General features: G+C 37.2%; 16 protein-coding genes. 10 read left to right on the top strand and 6 right to left on the bottom strand.

Annotated elements, in window-relative coordinates; translation table 11 throughout:
• Positions 1–9: 9 nt before the first annotated feature.
• The 6 genes from PDL71_RS07355 to PDL71_RS07330 form a co-directional block, all read right to left on the bottom strand.
• On the bottom strand, positions 10–321 hold the full coding sequence (locus tag PDL71_RS07355) for a DUF4134 domain-containing protein (RefSeq protein WP_407528395.1): 312 nt from the start codon (positions 319–321) through the stop codon (positions 10–12).
• A 110-nt stretch (positions 322–431) separates the two neighbouring features.
• Positions 432–818: a hypothetical protein gene (locus PDL71_RS07350; protein ID WP_407527440.1), complete on the bottom strand. Its 387-nt coding sequence runs from the start codon at positions 816–818 to the stop codon at positions 432–434.
• Between the two features lie 197 nt (positions 819–1,015).
• Positions 1,016–1,249 (bottom strand): helix-turn-helix domain-containing protein, encoded by a 234-nt coding sequence (locus tag PDL71_RS07345; RefSeq protein WP_407527437.1) that lies wholly within the window; start codon positions 1,247–1,249, stop codon positions 1,016–1,018.
• 345 nt (positions 1,250–1,594) lie between these two features.
• Complete coding sequence (locus tag PDL71_RS07340) at positions 1,595–2,812, bottom strand: hypothetical protein (RefSeq protein WP_407527434.1); 1,218 nt, start codon at positions 2,810–2,812, stop codon at positions 1,595–1,597.
• A gap of 125 nt (positions 2,813–2,937) precedes the next feature.
• Entirely contained in the window at positions 2,938–3,474 is a 537-nt protein-coding gene (locus PDL71_RS07335) for a response regulator transcription factor (RefSeq protein WP_407527431.1), read from the bottom strand.
• A 459-nt stretch (positions 3,475–3,933) separates the two neighbouring features.
• Entirely contained in the window at positions 3,934–4,500 is a 567-nt protein-coding gene (locus PDL71_RS07330; protein WP_407527428.1) for a GNAT family N-acetyltransferase, read from the bottom strand.
• Between the two features lie 253 nt (positions 4,501–4,753).
• On the opposite strand from PDL71_RS07330, the gene PDL71_RS07325 reads away from it, so the two are divergent.
• The 10 genes from PDL71_RS07325 (at position 4,754) to PDL71_RS07280 (ending at position 14,979) form a co-directional block, all read left to right on the top strand.
• Positions 4,754–5,281 (top strand): helix-turn-helix domain-containing protein, encoded by a 528-nt coding sequence (locus PDL71_RS07325; protein ID WP_407527426.1) that lies wholly within the window; start codon positions 4,754–4,756, stop codon positions 5,279–5,281.
• Between the two features lie 75 nt (positions 5,282–5,356).
• The gene (locus PDL71_RS07320; RefSeq protein ID WP_407527424.1) at positions 5,357–6,100 is read left to right on the top strand and encodes a heavy-metal-associated domain-containing protein; all 744 of its coding nucleotides are present in this window, start codon (positions 5,357–5,359) and stop codon (positions 6,098–6,100) included.
• A gap of 225 nt (positions 6,101–6,325) precedes the next feature.
• Positions 6,326–6,724 (top strand): HYC_CC_PP family protein, encoded by a 399-nt coding sequence (locus PDL71_RS07315; protein WP_407527422.1) that lies wholly within the window; start codon positions 6,326–6,328, stop codon positions 6,722–6,724.
• A 97-nt stretch (positions 6,725–6,821) separates the two neighbouring features.
• Positions 6,822–7,193, top strand: coding sequence for a hypothetical protein (locus tag PDL71_RS07310; protein WP_407527419.1), 372 nt, complete (start codon positions 6,822–6,824; stop codon positions 7,191–7,193).
• An 86-nt stretch (positions 7,194–7,279) separates the two neighbouring features.
• On the top strand, positions 7,280–7,927 hold the full coding sequence (locus tag PDL71_RS07305) for a heavy metal-binding domain-containing protein (RefSeq protein WP_407527417.1): 648 nt from the start codon (positions 7,280–7,282) through the stop codon (positions 7,925–7,927).
• A 34-nt stretch (positions 7,928–7,961) separates the two neighbouring features.
• Positions 7,962–9,251 carry an efflux RND transporter permease subunit gene (locus PDL71_RS07300; protein WP_407527415.1) on the top strand — a complete coding sequence of 430 codons (1,290 nt, stop codon included), beginning with the start codon at positions 7,962–7,964 and terminating at the stop codon, positions 9,249–9,251.
• A gap of 2 nt (positions 9,252–9,253) precedes the next feature.
• Positions 9,254–11,179, top strand: a complete 1,926-nt coding sequence (locus PDL71_RS07295) for an efflux RND transporter permease subunit (RefSeq protein WP_407527412.1) — start codon at positions 9,254–9,256, stop codon at positions 11,177–11,179.
• Entirely contained in the window at positions 11,166–12,419 is a 1,254-nt protein-coding gene (locus PDL71_RS07290) for a TolC family protein (protein ID WP_407527409.1), read from the top strand. Before PDL71_RS07295 ends, PDL71_RS07290 begins: the two co-directional genes overlap by 14 nt.
• A 14-nt stretch (positions 12,420–12,433) precedes the next feature.
• Entirely contained in the window at positions 12,434–13,780 is a 1,347-nt protein-coding gene (locus tag PDL71_RS07285) for an efflux RND transporter periplasmic adaptor subunit (protein WP_407527407.1), read from the top strand.
• Between the two features lie 2 nt (positions 13,781–13,782).
• On the top strand, positions 13,783–14,979 hold the full coding sequence (locus PDL71_RS07280; protein ID WP_407527404.1) for an efflux RND transporter periplasmic adaptor subunit: 1,197 nt from the start codon (positions 13,783–13,785) through the stop codon (positions 14,977–14,979).
• Positions 14,980–15,042 lie beyond the last annotated feature (63 nt).

Below are 15,042 nucleotides of genomic sequence, written 5' to 3'. Positions count from 1 at the left end.
CCAGGTTTTTTATACACCAAAGAATGAGCGGATAACTGTGGCCACTATCACCAGGAATACACAACTCCCAAACCATGCGGCTGCTACTTTACCTGTGTCATGGTCGCCGCTATTCCATTTCTGGTACACTTTTACGGCACCTATCAATCCCACAATGGCTCCAACGGCATACATAAGGTTTACCCCAGCGGCAAAATAGCTTCGTACTTTGGTGTTGGCTTCATTTATACCTGCGTTACCATCCTGTGCAATAGCTGAAACAGTAAGTAGCAGTAATAAAAAACAGACTGTACCGTAAACAACATTTTTTCTTTCAATCATTTTTTTCATACACACATTAATTTTGAGAATTTAATAATAAAAAAGAATGCTTCATTATACTAACCCACCGCACTTGATTTTCCTGCACGCCGATAATGAAGCATTACTTTTCAGTGCCAGATATTTTGCATGTCTGCTACTGTAAATTTTTCTGAAAAATATTGATTAAGTAATCCGCATATTGTGGCTTCTACTTCAGTTTTATATTCTGTGCTGTTTAACTCTGGATACTTTTCTAATATTTTCTTAATTGCAAAACAAACTTCCTCTTTAGGAGCTTGTGGCTTTACTTCAGCCAGGTAAGCATTCATTTCATCCCAAAATGGTTGTAGTTTGCCATTTACATCAACAAGCGGTTCTTTTGGTAAAAAATCTGCATGATTACTTGCTGTAAACTGTTTTTTTATTTCAGCTACCGGAATGGGTGTTCCTTTTTCATCTATTTTTTTTATACCTATCAGGGAAAGAATTTCCCAGCGAAAATATTTATATGCCACATAGGTGTAATAAACAATTATTGATAACAACAGAGTGGAGAAGTATTGGCTCCATGATATTGATTGTAACATAATACCGACAATCTTTAGTTATGAATTTGTATCAATAACAGGAGTACAAAAACATTTCCAAAAACTGCGTATTTGAGATAGGTACGGTAGGACTACCTTAATGATGAAAAAGTATGAATGGGGAATTAATCGTAATCGGTCCTGAGTAATTCAGATGGAGAAATTTCCAATGCTTTTGCTAATTGTAAAATTGTAGTAAATGTTATATTAATTTGACCTTTTTCAATTTTCGAAATCTTGCTGTTATCAATATCACAGGCATACGACAATTCCCGGAGACTTAGATTCTTTATCTCCCGGAGCCTTTTAATATTTGCACCAAACTTTTTCAGATTGCCTTTGTCGCTTTGCCGAATCATATTAAATAATGAGTTGGCAATATGACTTAATCAGGCATAATAATTGCGGCCTAATAAGACCGCAGTATGCAATTACTTAAAGGTTTTATCAATGAAAACTGAATTATTTATAAAGAGTCCGCTATCAAATCATCAATTAACACCGGAATTTCAAGATATGTGTGACCGTCTTTGTTTTAGTAGTATGGAGCAACTACTTAATTGGCCGGTAAGTCAATTGTTGAAATTAGATGGTTTTACATACCATCATTATCAGGAACTGTGGAAGTATCTTGATAAAAGTATCCACCTTGAGCTTTTGAAATATTAATGTGGCTTCAGGATTTGCCACATAGAAAGAGTTAGTTACAACTTTCCCAAAATATGAATCCATTTCGCAAGCATTTCCTTCATCATACCTATTGTTGCTTTGTCGGGTGCATGATATTTTGTTTCTAAACTGCCAAATGAAATTTCCTCCCTTTGCAAAGTGGTAAAGGTTTTGGCAACGGTTCTTAACATAGGAGCCACCGTTCTATTAACAATAATTTTATCAACCACCAATAGCCGGATGAGCAAGCCTAACTTTGCAACAGACAAGGTTGTATTGATTTTATTTTCAGGTTCAGCTCCGGCTAAGGTAGCTGCATGTATAAAATGGCCTGCCTCACAGTATTTTATTTCTTCTGTTATCCATGTACTTAACTGTTCTTTCAGCGAAGGCATATTATCATCGAAGTAATAATTTACTCTTACTGGTAATTGATTTATACTCTTTAATTCGGAACGAAGCATTAATATTTTTTCGGATTTCGATGTAATAGCTGATAGCAAATTAACCAACCTGTCAAACTCATATATAACGAACGCCGAAGAATTAAAGTTATAGTAGTACAATAGCTTTCTGATATTATCGTTTGCAGGGTTTACTTCTTTTGAAAGTTCCCGTAGCAATTCCTTTTCATAAAAATGCAGGCGATAACTAACCGGTATGTTACTACTTTCAAACGACCCAGAGAAATGATTAATCAATGTTTCTGCAAGTAATGGCTCCACCAGGTCTGATTGAGTTAATTTTAGCCGGAGGGTTTCAGATAAGCTATTAATTTCTTTTTTGTAAAAAGATATTAATACATCCGGTACTCTTTCATTTTTATCAAAATAAGCTCCAAAATATTCTTGTATAAAATGAAGTGCCTTTAACAACTCCTGTGTTAACAAACCGGGCTGATTATCATTTATAGAAACTGAAGAACAAGAATAAACTAAAGAAACTTTATCTAATAATTTTGTCAGCATTAATTGAACCATCCGGATAAATTCCTCTTTATCTTTTGCAAGGTGCCTGCCAATCATTTCATCTAAAATCAATCGCTGTAGATTATCTGCGATATTGATATTACTCCACTTATTCAATAGCTCAATAAAAACGCCATTATCCTGCATATCAGAATTACTATCGGCATCAGCAAAGCCGTCAGCAAGTGATAAGTTCCATTGGTGAAGTATTTCTGTGGCAGATGTCAACTCCATTTTCTCTGTTGCTTCCACACCAGAAGCAATGCCATTCTCTCTTTTTGACATGATGTTTAATTTGGTATTACGAATACCAAATAATTATCAAATAGTAAGCCCTTTGCTGTACGTAAAACATACTATTTCCCTGCGTAAAATTGACTATTTTATACAATTTTATCCAGCTACGCATTTCATACCATATCCAGTTTTCTGCTGAGTTCTAAGCGATTAGACACCTGTGCCTTTTCAAAAATATTCTGTACATGCTTTGCAACCGTTCGTTCTGCTATAAACAACATTTCGGCAATTTGCTTGTGCGAATATCCTTTATAAACAAGTATAACAATTTCAATTTCACGGGTTGTAAAGCTGTATAATTTACAATTTTGTGCAAGTCGTTCTTCCCGGGTTAAATTTTCCAGTTCCTGCGTTCTTTTTCTCACTTCTTCCTGTAATTGCTCATTCCATTTCAGTAATTGTTCCTCAGAATCAATCAGCCGCTGATGTTCTGCTTTTACCAACGAAATATGTTGTTTTAACTGTAATGCCAGTAATAAAAGAAATCCGGTATTGGTAGTAGTTGCTTCAACTGCCTGTCCAAAATTAAAATAGTCAATCACTGGAAGTCCCACCCATGGCGTAAGACTCAGGAAAAGAACGGCAACTTCTTCCTTCGCTCCTTTCGTTTTAAAATTGTTTTGATATTTAAACTTTACTGCTCCAATCATTGTATTGATTACCCAGATAGCATATAGCACGGGAATAACGAGTAGATTTTTTGCAATCTCCAACTTGCCAGTTACAAAAAATATTGTTACAAATATTAAATATGGAATTACAAGAAATAACACAACGCCTCTATATGCATGAAACCGCATTTTTTCAAGTGCAAAAGCTTTATGTACGTAATATGGAAAATAACACGGGGTAATAAAGCCTGTTGCGTATGCGATTGAAGTTTGTACAAAATAGGAACCGGGCAGGTTTGAATCGGGTAAAAAACCACCAGTAACGTTGTAAAGAATTAGTAGTAAAATAAGGACAATATTAAGGATAGTTGATTTATCATCTGGCCGGGCAAGCCGATAAATGACAAGGTATAAAAGGATAACTGTTTCTATGCAAATGAACAGAAACGTTATAATATGCATTTGGGTACCAGGCAAAAGCATAACCTTTTATTTTAGTTAAGGCCTTTTCATACAGTACAGCTTATACCCAAAATCCAATTCCCTGTATATTTTGAAACCATGCTTTTCGTACCAGGGAATATTTTTAAGGGTAGAAGTTTCGAGGCAAATTGTTCTGTTTTCCGAAAGACCTTTTTGAATAATTTCATTGAGTAACTTGCTGCCAATGCCATGGCCTTGATGGGATGGCTCAACACCTATAAACCATAAATAATAAAGAGGACCAGCAGGGTGTATTTTTTTGATTGCCGATTCACGGCTGATTGCTTTCTTAATATTTGAAAGCCCTGTAACTGAAAGGGCCATTTTAATGTCGAGCAGTATTGATTTTACTGTAACTTTTTTTCTATCTGGTATAACAATCAAAGCACATGCTTTTCTATCATCTGAAATAAAAACATCACCAAATAAATTACAGATATCAAATGAATATTCCATAAGGTGTTTTAAACGTTGCTCCCTTTTTTCATCTTGTTTAATTATGTAATTGACACTTTTATTGTCAACAAAAGACCGGATTAAAATGCCAGCTACCAACTCCCTGTCATTTAATGTTGCTCTCATCATGGCTCAATTGGATGTATATATAAATACTTGACGCTCAATTTTTATACCGATTATGGCAAAGCCGGGTCTTTGTTATGTAATATTGCTGAAAATCAGGGCTTAAATTCAACATCCTTTCAAAATACGGCCATAGCTTTGCTTAAAATAGCGATATTGCAACCGGTAGAAATACCAATAATTAAATTCACTCTTATACGTATAAACACTTATGGTCTTATTTATAAAGAACATGGTTTGCAATCGCTGTGTAATGGCCGTTAGTCAGGAGCTTGAAAAACTTAACCTGAAAATTACACGGATTAATTTGGGAGAGGTTGAGTTGCAAAAAGAGCCGACGGTAAAACAATTACTGCAATTGACTGATAGCTTGAATTTATTGGGCTTTCAAATTCTGGATGACCATAAGCAAAAGCAGATTGAAAAAATTAAAGGCTTATTAATTAAAAAAGTTCAGTCAGCTGAATTGGAAGAGCATTTCAGCATCACCACATATTTAACAAAAGCGTTGAATAAAGACTATAGTTATATTTCTCGTTTATTTTCTGAAGTGGAAGGCATTACAATTGAACAGTTCTTTCTCCTGCAAAAAACCGAGAAGGTAAAAGAGTTGTTCGTATATGGCGAAATGAACCTAAGTGAAATTTCTTACAAGTTAGGATATAGCAGTGTGGCGCATTTATCTTCTCAATTCAAGAAAATTACCGGACTTACACCGAGCCATTTCAAAAAATTAGGTTCTTCTCATCGCAAGCCTTTAGATAAAGTGAAAAGCAAATAGGTATAACTCTTTCCCATAATTCTATAACATTTGCGGATAAATTGAATAGACCTTTGTGTTGTTAATTATTAAATTATGACACATACATATTCCGTAACTGGCATGACCTGTACCGGTTGCCAGGCTAAAGTGCAAAGCCTTTTATCAAAAGTACCAGGAGTAAAAAATGTAACTATTGATTTGCCAAAAGGAGAGGCCAGTATTGACATGGATAAACATATTTCTGCTACCCAGCTAAAAGAAGCACTAAAAGATTATCCAAAATACCAACTCGCTGAAACAAATCTCAACCATCATACAGAAATATCGCCTACTACAGACGAAGACAAAAAAACCTGGCTACAAACCTATAAACCCATACTGCTGATTTTTGGATATATCATAGGCATTACATTCTTGGCAGAATGGGTGCAGGGAGATTTTGTGTGGATGCGTTGGATGAATCATTTTATGGCTGGGTTCTTTTTGGTTTTTTCTTTTTTTAAATTACTTAACCTGAAAGGATTTGCAGTGAGCTACCGTATGTATGATATTGTAGCAAAAAGGTGGAACGGGTGGGGCTATGTTTATGCGTTTGCTGAACTGGCTTTAGGCTTAGCCTTCTTAACCGGTTTCAATCCTATCCTTACCAATACCATTACCTTTGTAGTAATGACGGTAAGCATTGTCGGGGTTTTACAAAGCGTTTTTAATAAACGAAAAATAAAATGTGCCTGCCTTGGTGCTGTATTTAATTTACCCATGAGTACCATCACCATTATTGAAGATTTATTGATGATTGGCATGAGTGGGACAATGCTGCTAACTATGTTACAATGACTGTAAAAAAATCAATAGGACAATTTTTCTGGAAAATCTTCAAAGTTCTCTTTGTAAGGAAGAAAGATTGCTGTAAATGATTATTGAATAAGGGATTAACTTACAGAACTCATGTGCCGGGCTGATATTTATCATATATAGATAGGGATTAATTCCATTCTTTTGTATCTTAAATAAAACAAATCATGCAAAAAGCTCAATAAATTTATTATAACTTTGAACTAAATGAAAAGGTTTGCCGCAGCCATATTAGCAGTTTTATACATCAGCACTTCCGCTGGTGCTACGGTGCATATGCACTACTGCATGGGCAAACTGGCTGATTGGGATTTTAGACAAAAAGAATCCAAAACCTGTGGCGACTGTGGCATGAAAACCAGTGATGCAAAAGAAAAAGGTTGTTGCAAGGATGAGCACAAATTTATAAAAAGCGATACTGACCAGAAAGCGGCAGATATGGGTCTGCAACTATTGCAATTACTTGCAACAGACCTGCCCACTGGTTTTATTGAAAGTCCCTCTTTCAATTTTACTTCTATATCAGAAGATTATCCTGTAAGCAATGCCCCTCCCCGAAGTAATGGTGTTGCAGTTTACATACTTAACAGAACTTTCCTGATTTAAGTTTTCCTTCTATTATGTGCCAGGCAAACTAATTGTCGGGCTATCGGTATTTATGTATGCCGAAAAAACAGGTTTCCTAACATTTAAAATAAATAAAATGAAAACGTTTAAAATGCTTTTTACTGTAGCTATTTTATTGGTTACAGTGTCATTTGCCAATGCACAAAGCGACAAAACAGAAAGAACCATTGGCATTAAAACAGAAAAAGTAAAAGTATCCGGTACATGCGGCATGGATAAAAGACGAATTGAAACTGCGGCATACTCAGTAGATGGCATAAAGTCCGCTGTGTGGAATGAATACACTCAAATACTTGTTTTGAAATACAGTGTATTTAAAAAAGAAGCCGGAGATAAAGCCCAAAGAAGCATAGCAACTGCCGGAAATGATACTGAAAAGTATAAAGCAGATGATTCAGTTTACAACAAGCTGCCCGATTGCTGCCATTATAGAACCATGCAGTTGTAGTAGCCAGATAGCCTGATTAAATAATTAAGCTTATCAAACCCTTAGATAGGAAATGAAAAAATTAGTAACACAAAATCATAAATAAAATGAGAAAAATTAAAATGCTGATGATGGCAGCCTTAACCATCCTTACTGTTTCAGTTTTTGCACAGGATTCAACACTTCAAAAAAACAAAAACAAGGAAACCGCTGAAGTAACATATGTATGTCCCATGCACCCCGATGTAATTATGGATAAATCAGGCAAATGCCCCAAATGCGGCACTACGTTATCGCCAAAAGAAAAGATGAAAAGAGAAGTGATGGGTTTGTATGAATGCCCTGCACATCCTGATGTTACAAGTGATAAACCCGGCACATGCCCAAAATGCGGAGAAAAAATGAATAGCTCCCCAAAAGAAAAAATGAAAATGGGGGTAATGAAAACCTATACCTGCCCCATGCACCCCGATGTGACAAGTGATAAATCAGGCAAGTGCCCAAAATGCGGAATGGATTTGAAAGCAGAAGAGAAATCTGTTCAAACATATTCATGTCCTAATCACCCTGATATGACAAGTGATAAGCCCGGTAAGTGTTCAAAATGTGGAACTTCATTGACACTTTCTCCTAAAGAGAAAATGAAAATGGAAGTGATGAAAATATATACCTGCCCTATGCATTCAGATGTTAAGAGCGACAAACTGGGAAAATGTCCAAAATGCGGGATGGATTTAAAAGAGAAGGCAAACTAATGTTTCAATGCTTCCAAACTATTAAAATCAAGTTATGGTTCAAAAATTAATTGAACTGGCTTTACGCAACAGGCTTATCGTTCTGCTGCTGGCAGGCGGCCTGTTTGCATATGGCATTTACTCGGTCAAACAAAATCCCATTGATGCCATTCCTGATTTGAGTGAGAACCAGGTTATCGTTTTTACAGAGTGGATGGGTCGCAGTCCGCAGGTAATGGAAGACCAGGTAACATATCCGTTGGTGAGCAACCTGCAGGGCATTCCAAAAATCAAAAATATCCGTGGCACTTCCATGTTCGGGATGAGTTTTGTTTATGTGATTTTTGAAGATAATGTTGACATCTATTGGGCAAGAACAAGAGTGTTGGAGCGGTTGAATTTTGCTCAGCGTTTATTACCACAGGGAGTAACACCGTCATTGGGACCGGATGGAACAGGAGTTGGGCATATCTATTGGTATCATCTTGATGCACCAAAAATGAACTTAGGTGAACAAAGAGCCCTGCAGGATTGGTATATCAAGTTTGCATTGCAAACTGTGCCGGGTGTGGCTGAAGTAGCATCATTTGGTGGGTTTGAAAAACAATACCAGTTAGTGGTTGACCCTGTAAAATTGCAGTATTACAACATCTCTTTGATGGATGTAATGAATAAAGTAAAGGCTAATAACAATGATGTTGGAGGCAGGAAATTTGAAATGGCAGATATGGCTTATATCATCCGGGGGTTAGGCTATATTAAAAACAAGGAAGATGTGGAGAACATTGCTTTAAACAATTACAACGGTATCCCTGTCAGGGTAAAAGATATAGGTAGCGTACAAATGGGCGGCGATTTGCGTCTCGGCATTTTTGATATGGATGGAAAGGGTGAAGTGGTTGGCGGCATTGTAGTAATGCGGTATGGAGAAAATGCCAACAAGGTAATTGAAGCCGTTAAAGCGAAGATGAAGGAAGTGGAAAAAGGGTTGCCTGAAGGAGTAACCTTTAAAACATCTTACGACAGGAGTACATTGATACAAGAAGCGGTTCAATCAGTTAAAGGCACATTGATAGAAGAAATGATTGCTGTATCACTTATCGTTCTCATCTTTTTATTCCACTGGCGCAGTGCTGTAATCATTCTTATTCAATTACCCATTTCTGTTGCTGCTGGTTTTATTTTTCTTGAACTATTTGGTATCTCTTCCAACATCATGTCATTAACAGGCATTGCACTGGCTATTGGTGTGGTGGTGGACGATGGCATTGTAATGGTGGAAAATGCATACCGGCATATTAGCGAAGCACAAACAGAAAAATTAAAGTCATCTAATAAAAAATAAACATGGCAAAATGGTCCAAACGAAATAAAGACCCGTTAACACCTGAAGAAAGGATGGACATCATTGAAAAGTCTTCCAAACAGGTAGGCCCTGGTGTATTCTATTCAACCATCATTGTTGTTACTTCATTTTTGCCGGTGTTTTTATTAACTGGCATGGAAGGAAAACTGTTCAGCCCCTTAGCCTGGACAAAAACATTTATCCTGCTGATAGATGCTTTCCTGGCGATTACTTTAACACCTGTATTAATTTCTTTTTTGTTGAAAGGAAGGTTGAAGCCTGAGAGTGCTAACCCCATTACAAGAACACTGGAAAGAATTTACACACCGATATTGAAATGGTGTTTGAAGTGGCGTAAGACTACAATCGGTATCAACATTGTTGCACTGACTGTTGGCATAATTATGATGACCCGTTTAGGTTCTGAGTTTATGCCGCCATTAGATGAAGGCTCATTGTTATTCATGCCGGTTACATTACCTGATGTTTCCAACTCCGAAGCAAAACGGTTATTACAGGTGCAGGATAAAATCATCCGCAATGTACCTGAAGTATCGCATGTATTAGGAAAGGCTGGCAGAGCCAATACTGCAACAGATAACTCACCCATCAGTATGATTGAAACCATCATTTTGCTAAAACCAAAAAGTGAATGGCGGGATGGCATGACTAAAGACGGTATCATTAATGAGCTCAATTCAAAATTGCAGATACCCGGCGTCACCAATGGCTGGACACAACCAATCATCAATCGCATCAACATGCTCTCAACAGGTATCCGTACCGATGTAGGGTTAAAAGTATATGGTCAAAACTTAGACAGCATTTATGCATTTGCCCAAACCATCAAAAAGCAATTAGATGGTATTGACGGAGTAAAAGATTTGTATGTGGAACCAATTACTGGTGGCAAGTATGTGGACATTGCAATTAAACGGGAAGAAATCGGAAGATATGGTTTGAGTGTGGATGATGTGAATACAGTTATTGAAAGTGCATTGGGTGGAATGAAATTGACCACAACGATTGAAGGCCGTCAGCGATTTTCCGTAAATGCAAGATACGGTCAGGATTTCCGTAATAATCTTGCATCATTAAAACGGCTACAGGTGCAGACGATGAATTTCGGCCCTGTTCCTTTAGAAGCAGTGGCAGATATAAAACTAAGTGATGGCCCACCAATGATAAATTCAGAAAATGCAATGCTGAGAGGTACGGTTTTGTTTAATGTAAGAGAAAGAGATTTGGGAAGTACAGTAAAAGAAGCACAGCAGAAACTGAACCAGATGATAACTAAACTTCCTAAAGGTTATTTCCTGGAATGGAGCGGCCAATGGGAAAATCAGATAAGAGCAAACCAGACATTAAAGATGATACTTCCGATAGTACTTGTCATCATCTTTATGGTATTATACTTTACCTACCATTCTTTCAAAGAAGCATTTGTAACCATGTTAACGGTTCCCTTTGCCTTGATAGGTGGGGTATTCATGGTTTATTTCTATGGAATCAATTTATCTGTTGCAGTTGCGGTTGGGTTTATTGCATTGTTTGGAATGGCAATAGAAACAGCGATGCTGATGACTATTTATCTGAATGAAGCCATGCAGAACATGGTTGCAAAGTATGGTAATTCTAAAGCAACACTTACACCGGCAATCATAAGGGAATTTGTAATTGAAGGTTCCGCTAAAAGATTGCGGCCAAAACTGATGACAGTTTCTGTCGGGCTTTTTGGTTTGATACCCATTCTTTGGGCAACCGGTGTAGGCAGCGACATTATGCGGCCAATTACAATTCCATTGATTGGCGGAACCATTACTTCAACCATTTATGTATTACTGATTACACCCGTAATATTTGAAATGATAAAGGAAAGAGAATTAAAACGTAAAGGCAAAATTGAATTAATAGATGTTAAAGAATAAACTACTCCTCGTATTGTTTGCATCGGTGTTTGCTGGCAGCAGCCATTCGCAAACCTTAAAGCTGGATGCTGTTATTGACAGTATCAAATCATCACACCCGATGGTGAAGATGTATAATAACGAAATCCGCTCAATGGATGAAGCAGCCAAAGGTGCAAGAAGCTGGATGCCGCCGCAGGTTGGCATTGGTCAGTTCATGACACCATATAATGTACGGCTTTGGAGCAAAGATGGCAGTACTCCCGGCATGGGTTCGGTAATGGTATCGGGTGAGCAAATGTTTCCGAACAGGAAAAAGCTGGATGCTGATGAAAATTATATGAAAGCCATGTCATCAGTGGAAAAGGAAAAAAAGAATGCAACACTAAACGAATTAATCAATGATGCCAAACAGTTTTATTACGAATGGATTATTCTAAAAAAGAAACTGGTGATACTCAATGAGAATGAAAAGATTCTGGACTTCATGATTAAAAATGCGGAGATACGTTATAAAAACGGCTTAGAGAAAATCAGTGCCTATTACAAAGCCAAAGCTGCATTGGGGGATGTAAAAAATATGCAACTGATGTTTGAGAACGATATAAAAGAAAAAAGAATACGCATCAATGCTCTCATGGGCAGAAATGCTATGATGTATTTTGACATTGATACAACTTATGCTTTAAGTGATTATTCAGGGCTTGTTTTTGACAGCACATTATTTTACACTAATCGCAGCGACCTGAAATCATTAGACAAAGAAATCAATCTCAATCTGCTCAAACAAGAGACAGAAAAGGCAGCACTAAAACCGCAATTTGGTATCCGCTATGATAATATGTTTGGTTTTGGCGGGCAGCCTCTGCAATACACTGTTATGGGAATGGTAAGAATTCCGATGGCAAAATGGTCATCAAAAATGAACAAAGCAAATATTGAAAGCCTGAAATGGAAAACCTATGCCATACAATCACAAAAAGAAATGATGGTAAATGAATTCAGCGGCATGGCTTACGGTATGCGGAATGAATTAGAGCTAAAGAAAAAGCAATTGAAACTCTATGAAGAAAATATTATTCCTGCTTTGCGGAATAATTATAGAACCATGCAATTGGGGTATGAGCAAAACACAGAGGAACTATTTATGCTTTATGATGCCTGGGAAAGGTTAAACATGAAACAACTGGAGTATGTTGAGTTGATTAACCAGGCATTGAGGCTCCAGGCAACTATTGAAAGAATAATTGAAAAAAAATGAAAAAAATAAACTTTTTGCTTTTAGTTGTTCTGTTTTTTGCTGCATACTCCTGTAACAACAACAAAGACTCACATTCAGGGCATCAGCCGGAAGTTGCAAAGGATATGTACACCTGCCCGATGCCTGAAGACTCTGTATTCAGTGAAAAGCCGGGTAAATGCCCGAAATGTGGAATGGATTTGGTAAAAATGGAAATGAGCAACCATCAGCAAGACAAAGTGGAATACACTTGTCCGATGCATCCTGAAATTATTAAAGATAAACCCGGCACTTGTCCCATCTGCGGAATGGACTTAGTGAAAAAAGAAACAGATAGTAAGAAAGTGGCTGATATAGAATTGGAGTCATTGCTGAAACCAACCAATGAATTTGTTGTATCATCTATTCCCGTTACTACCATTGTGCAGAGAGGTGAACAAATAGAGATTGAAGCGTTAGGAAATATCGCTTATGATACAAGACAGGTGGGAAGTATTTCCGCAAGAGTAGCCGGCAGAATTGAGAAATTGTATGTACGTTATCGGTATCAGAAGATAACTAAAGGGCAAAAGATACTGGACATTTACAGTCCTGAATTGCTTACTGCACAGCAAAATCTTTTATTCCTTTTAAAAAATGATTCAGGAAACACTTCTTTTATAGAAGCTGCAAAAGAAAAGCTGTTGCTTTTAGGTATGAGTATTGAGCAGTTGAAGCAAGTTATGAAATCAGGCAAGCCTTCATTAACTATTTCCGTGTATAGCAATTACAGCGGCCATATTCATGAAGCATCCAACGGCGGCGGCATGAATACCGAACCCCGTAATATGACCGATATTTCTTTAATCACCGAAGAACTTTCATTAAAGGAAGGAATGTATGTACAGAAAGGCCAATCTGTTTTTACAGTTTTCAATCCCAACAAGGCATGGGCCATCCTTAATATTTATGGAGATAATCAATCTTTAATAAAAGCTGGCAATACAGTAAGAGTTGTACCGGAAACTGCTCCAAACAAATATTTTACGGCAGCCATTGATTTTATTGAGCCATTCTATCGCAAAGAAAGTAAAACACTCACCGCAAGAGTGTATTTCAATAACAGTGTTTTGAAGATACCAATCGGTAGCCAGGTAAAAGCAACCATCGTCGGAAATTCAAAAGAAGCATTTTGGCTGCCTAAAGAATCAGTTCTTTCGTTGGGAATGGAAAAAATTGTGTTTCAAAAAGCCGATGGTGGATTTAAAGCGGTGAAAGTTAACACGGGTATTATTCATGAAAAGCATATACAGATATTAAGTGGATTGTCAACAACAGATTCAATAGCGGCAAATGCTCAATATTTAATGGACAGTGAAAGTTTCATCAAAGTAAAAAACTAATTATGCGATATATCATAATTGTATCAATGTTTTTATTTGTTTTCGTATCCTGCAAAAACAAAAAGGAAATTCCTAAAGACCCGGATACTTATTACACCTGCTCAATGGACCCACAAGTAGTAGAATATAAACCGGGTAAATGCCCCATTTGTAAAATGAACTTAACACCTGTAAAGAAAAAGAATGGTGAGAGTAAAGATGAATTGCAGTTGAGTGAGCAGCAAATTCAGTTGGGCAATATTCAAACCGATACAATCCGCAATGGGACAATCGGTGACCAGTTGGTATTAACCGCAACTTTGAATTTTGACCAGATGAAAGCATCGTCCGTGAGTTCAAGAGTGATGGGCAGGGTTGAAAAACTGTATTACAAAAACCTTGGTGATTATATAAAGAAAGGCTCGCCGCTTTATGATTTGTACAGTGAGGAACTGAATAATGCCAAACAGGAATTTATTCTGGCTTTAGATAAAAAAAAGGCTTTTACATCTGAATCTGTTATTGACTTTGACCAGTTGATTCAGAGTGCAAAAAACAAGTTGTTGCTTTGGGGATTAAGTGAGGCACAGGTAAATGAACTGACTAATACAAAGAAGGCTACACCCACAACAACATTTTACAGCACAGCTAATGGCTATATTACGCAGCTTGATATTCGTGAAGGAGATTATGTAATGGAAGGCGGCACAATCGTAAAGCTGGCTGACCTTTCCTCATTGTGGGCAGAAGCACAGGTTTATACTTCGCAACTGGCTGAACTAAACAGCAACAGTATCGCTACCGTGCGGCTTCCTGATTTTGACAACAAAGAAATAAAAGGAAGAATTGAATTTGTAAACCCTGAAATCAATCCTGATACAAGAATCAATCTTATCCGTGTGTCTATTCCAAATCCACTCAATCAGCTAAAGCCCGGTATGCCTGCTTATGTGTTATTAAAAAGTCCTCAGCGGCAATCACTCACTTTGCCAGTTGATGCTGTATTAAGAGATGGCAAAGGGGCAACTGTCTGGATTCAAACCAGCCAGAACACATTTAAAAATATAATGGTACAGACAGGATTGGAAAGCGACAACCGGATTGAAATAAAATCAGGTTTAGCAGTTGGTGATGTGATTGTAATAAGGGGAGCCTACTTACTGCAAAGCGAATTTATATTTAAAAAGGGGGCCAACCCGATGGATGGAATGAAGATGTAAAACAATCTGTTATTTACAGGCAACCTTTTATTTTAATTACTTGTACCATTTACAAAGCCGCTT

It is taken from the genome of Lacibacter sp. MH-610 (genome assembly GCF_045780045.1).
Lineage (GTDB): Bacteria > Bacteroidota > Bacteroidia > Chitinophagales > Chitinophagaceae > Lacibacter.
Note: the sequence above shows the minus strand (reverse complement) of the source record. Positions and strands in the feature narration are given on the sequence as shown.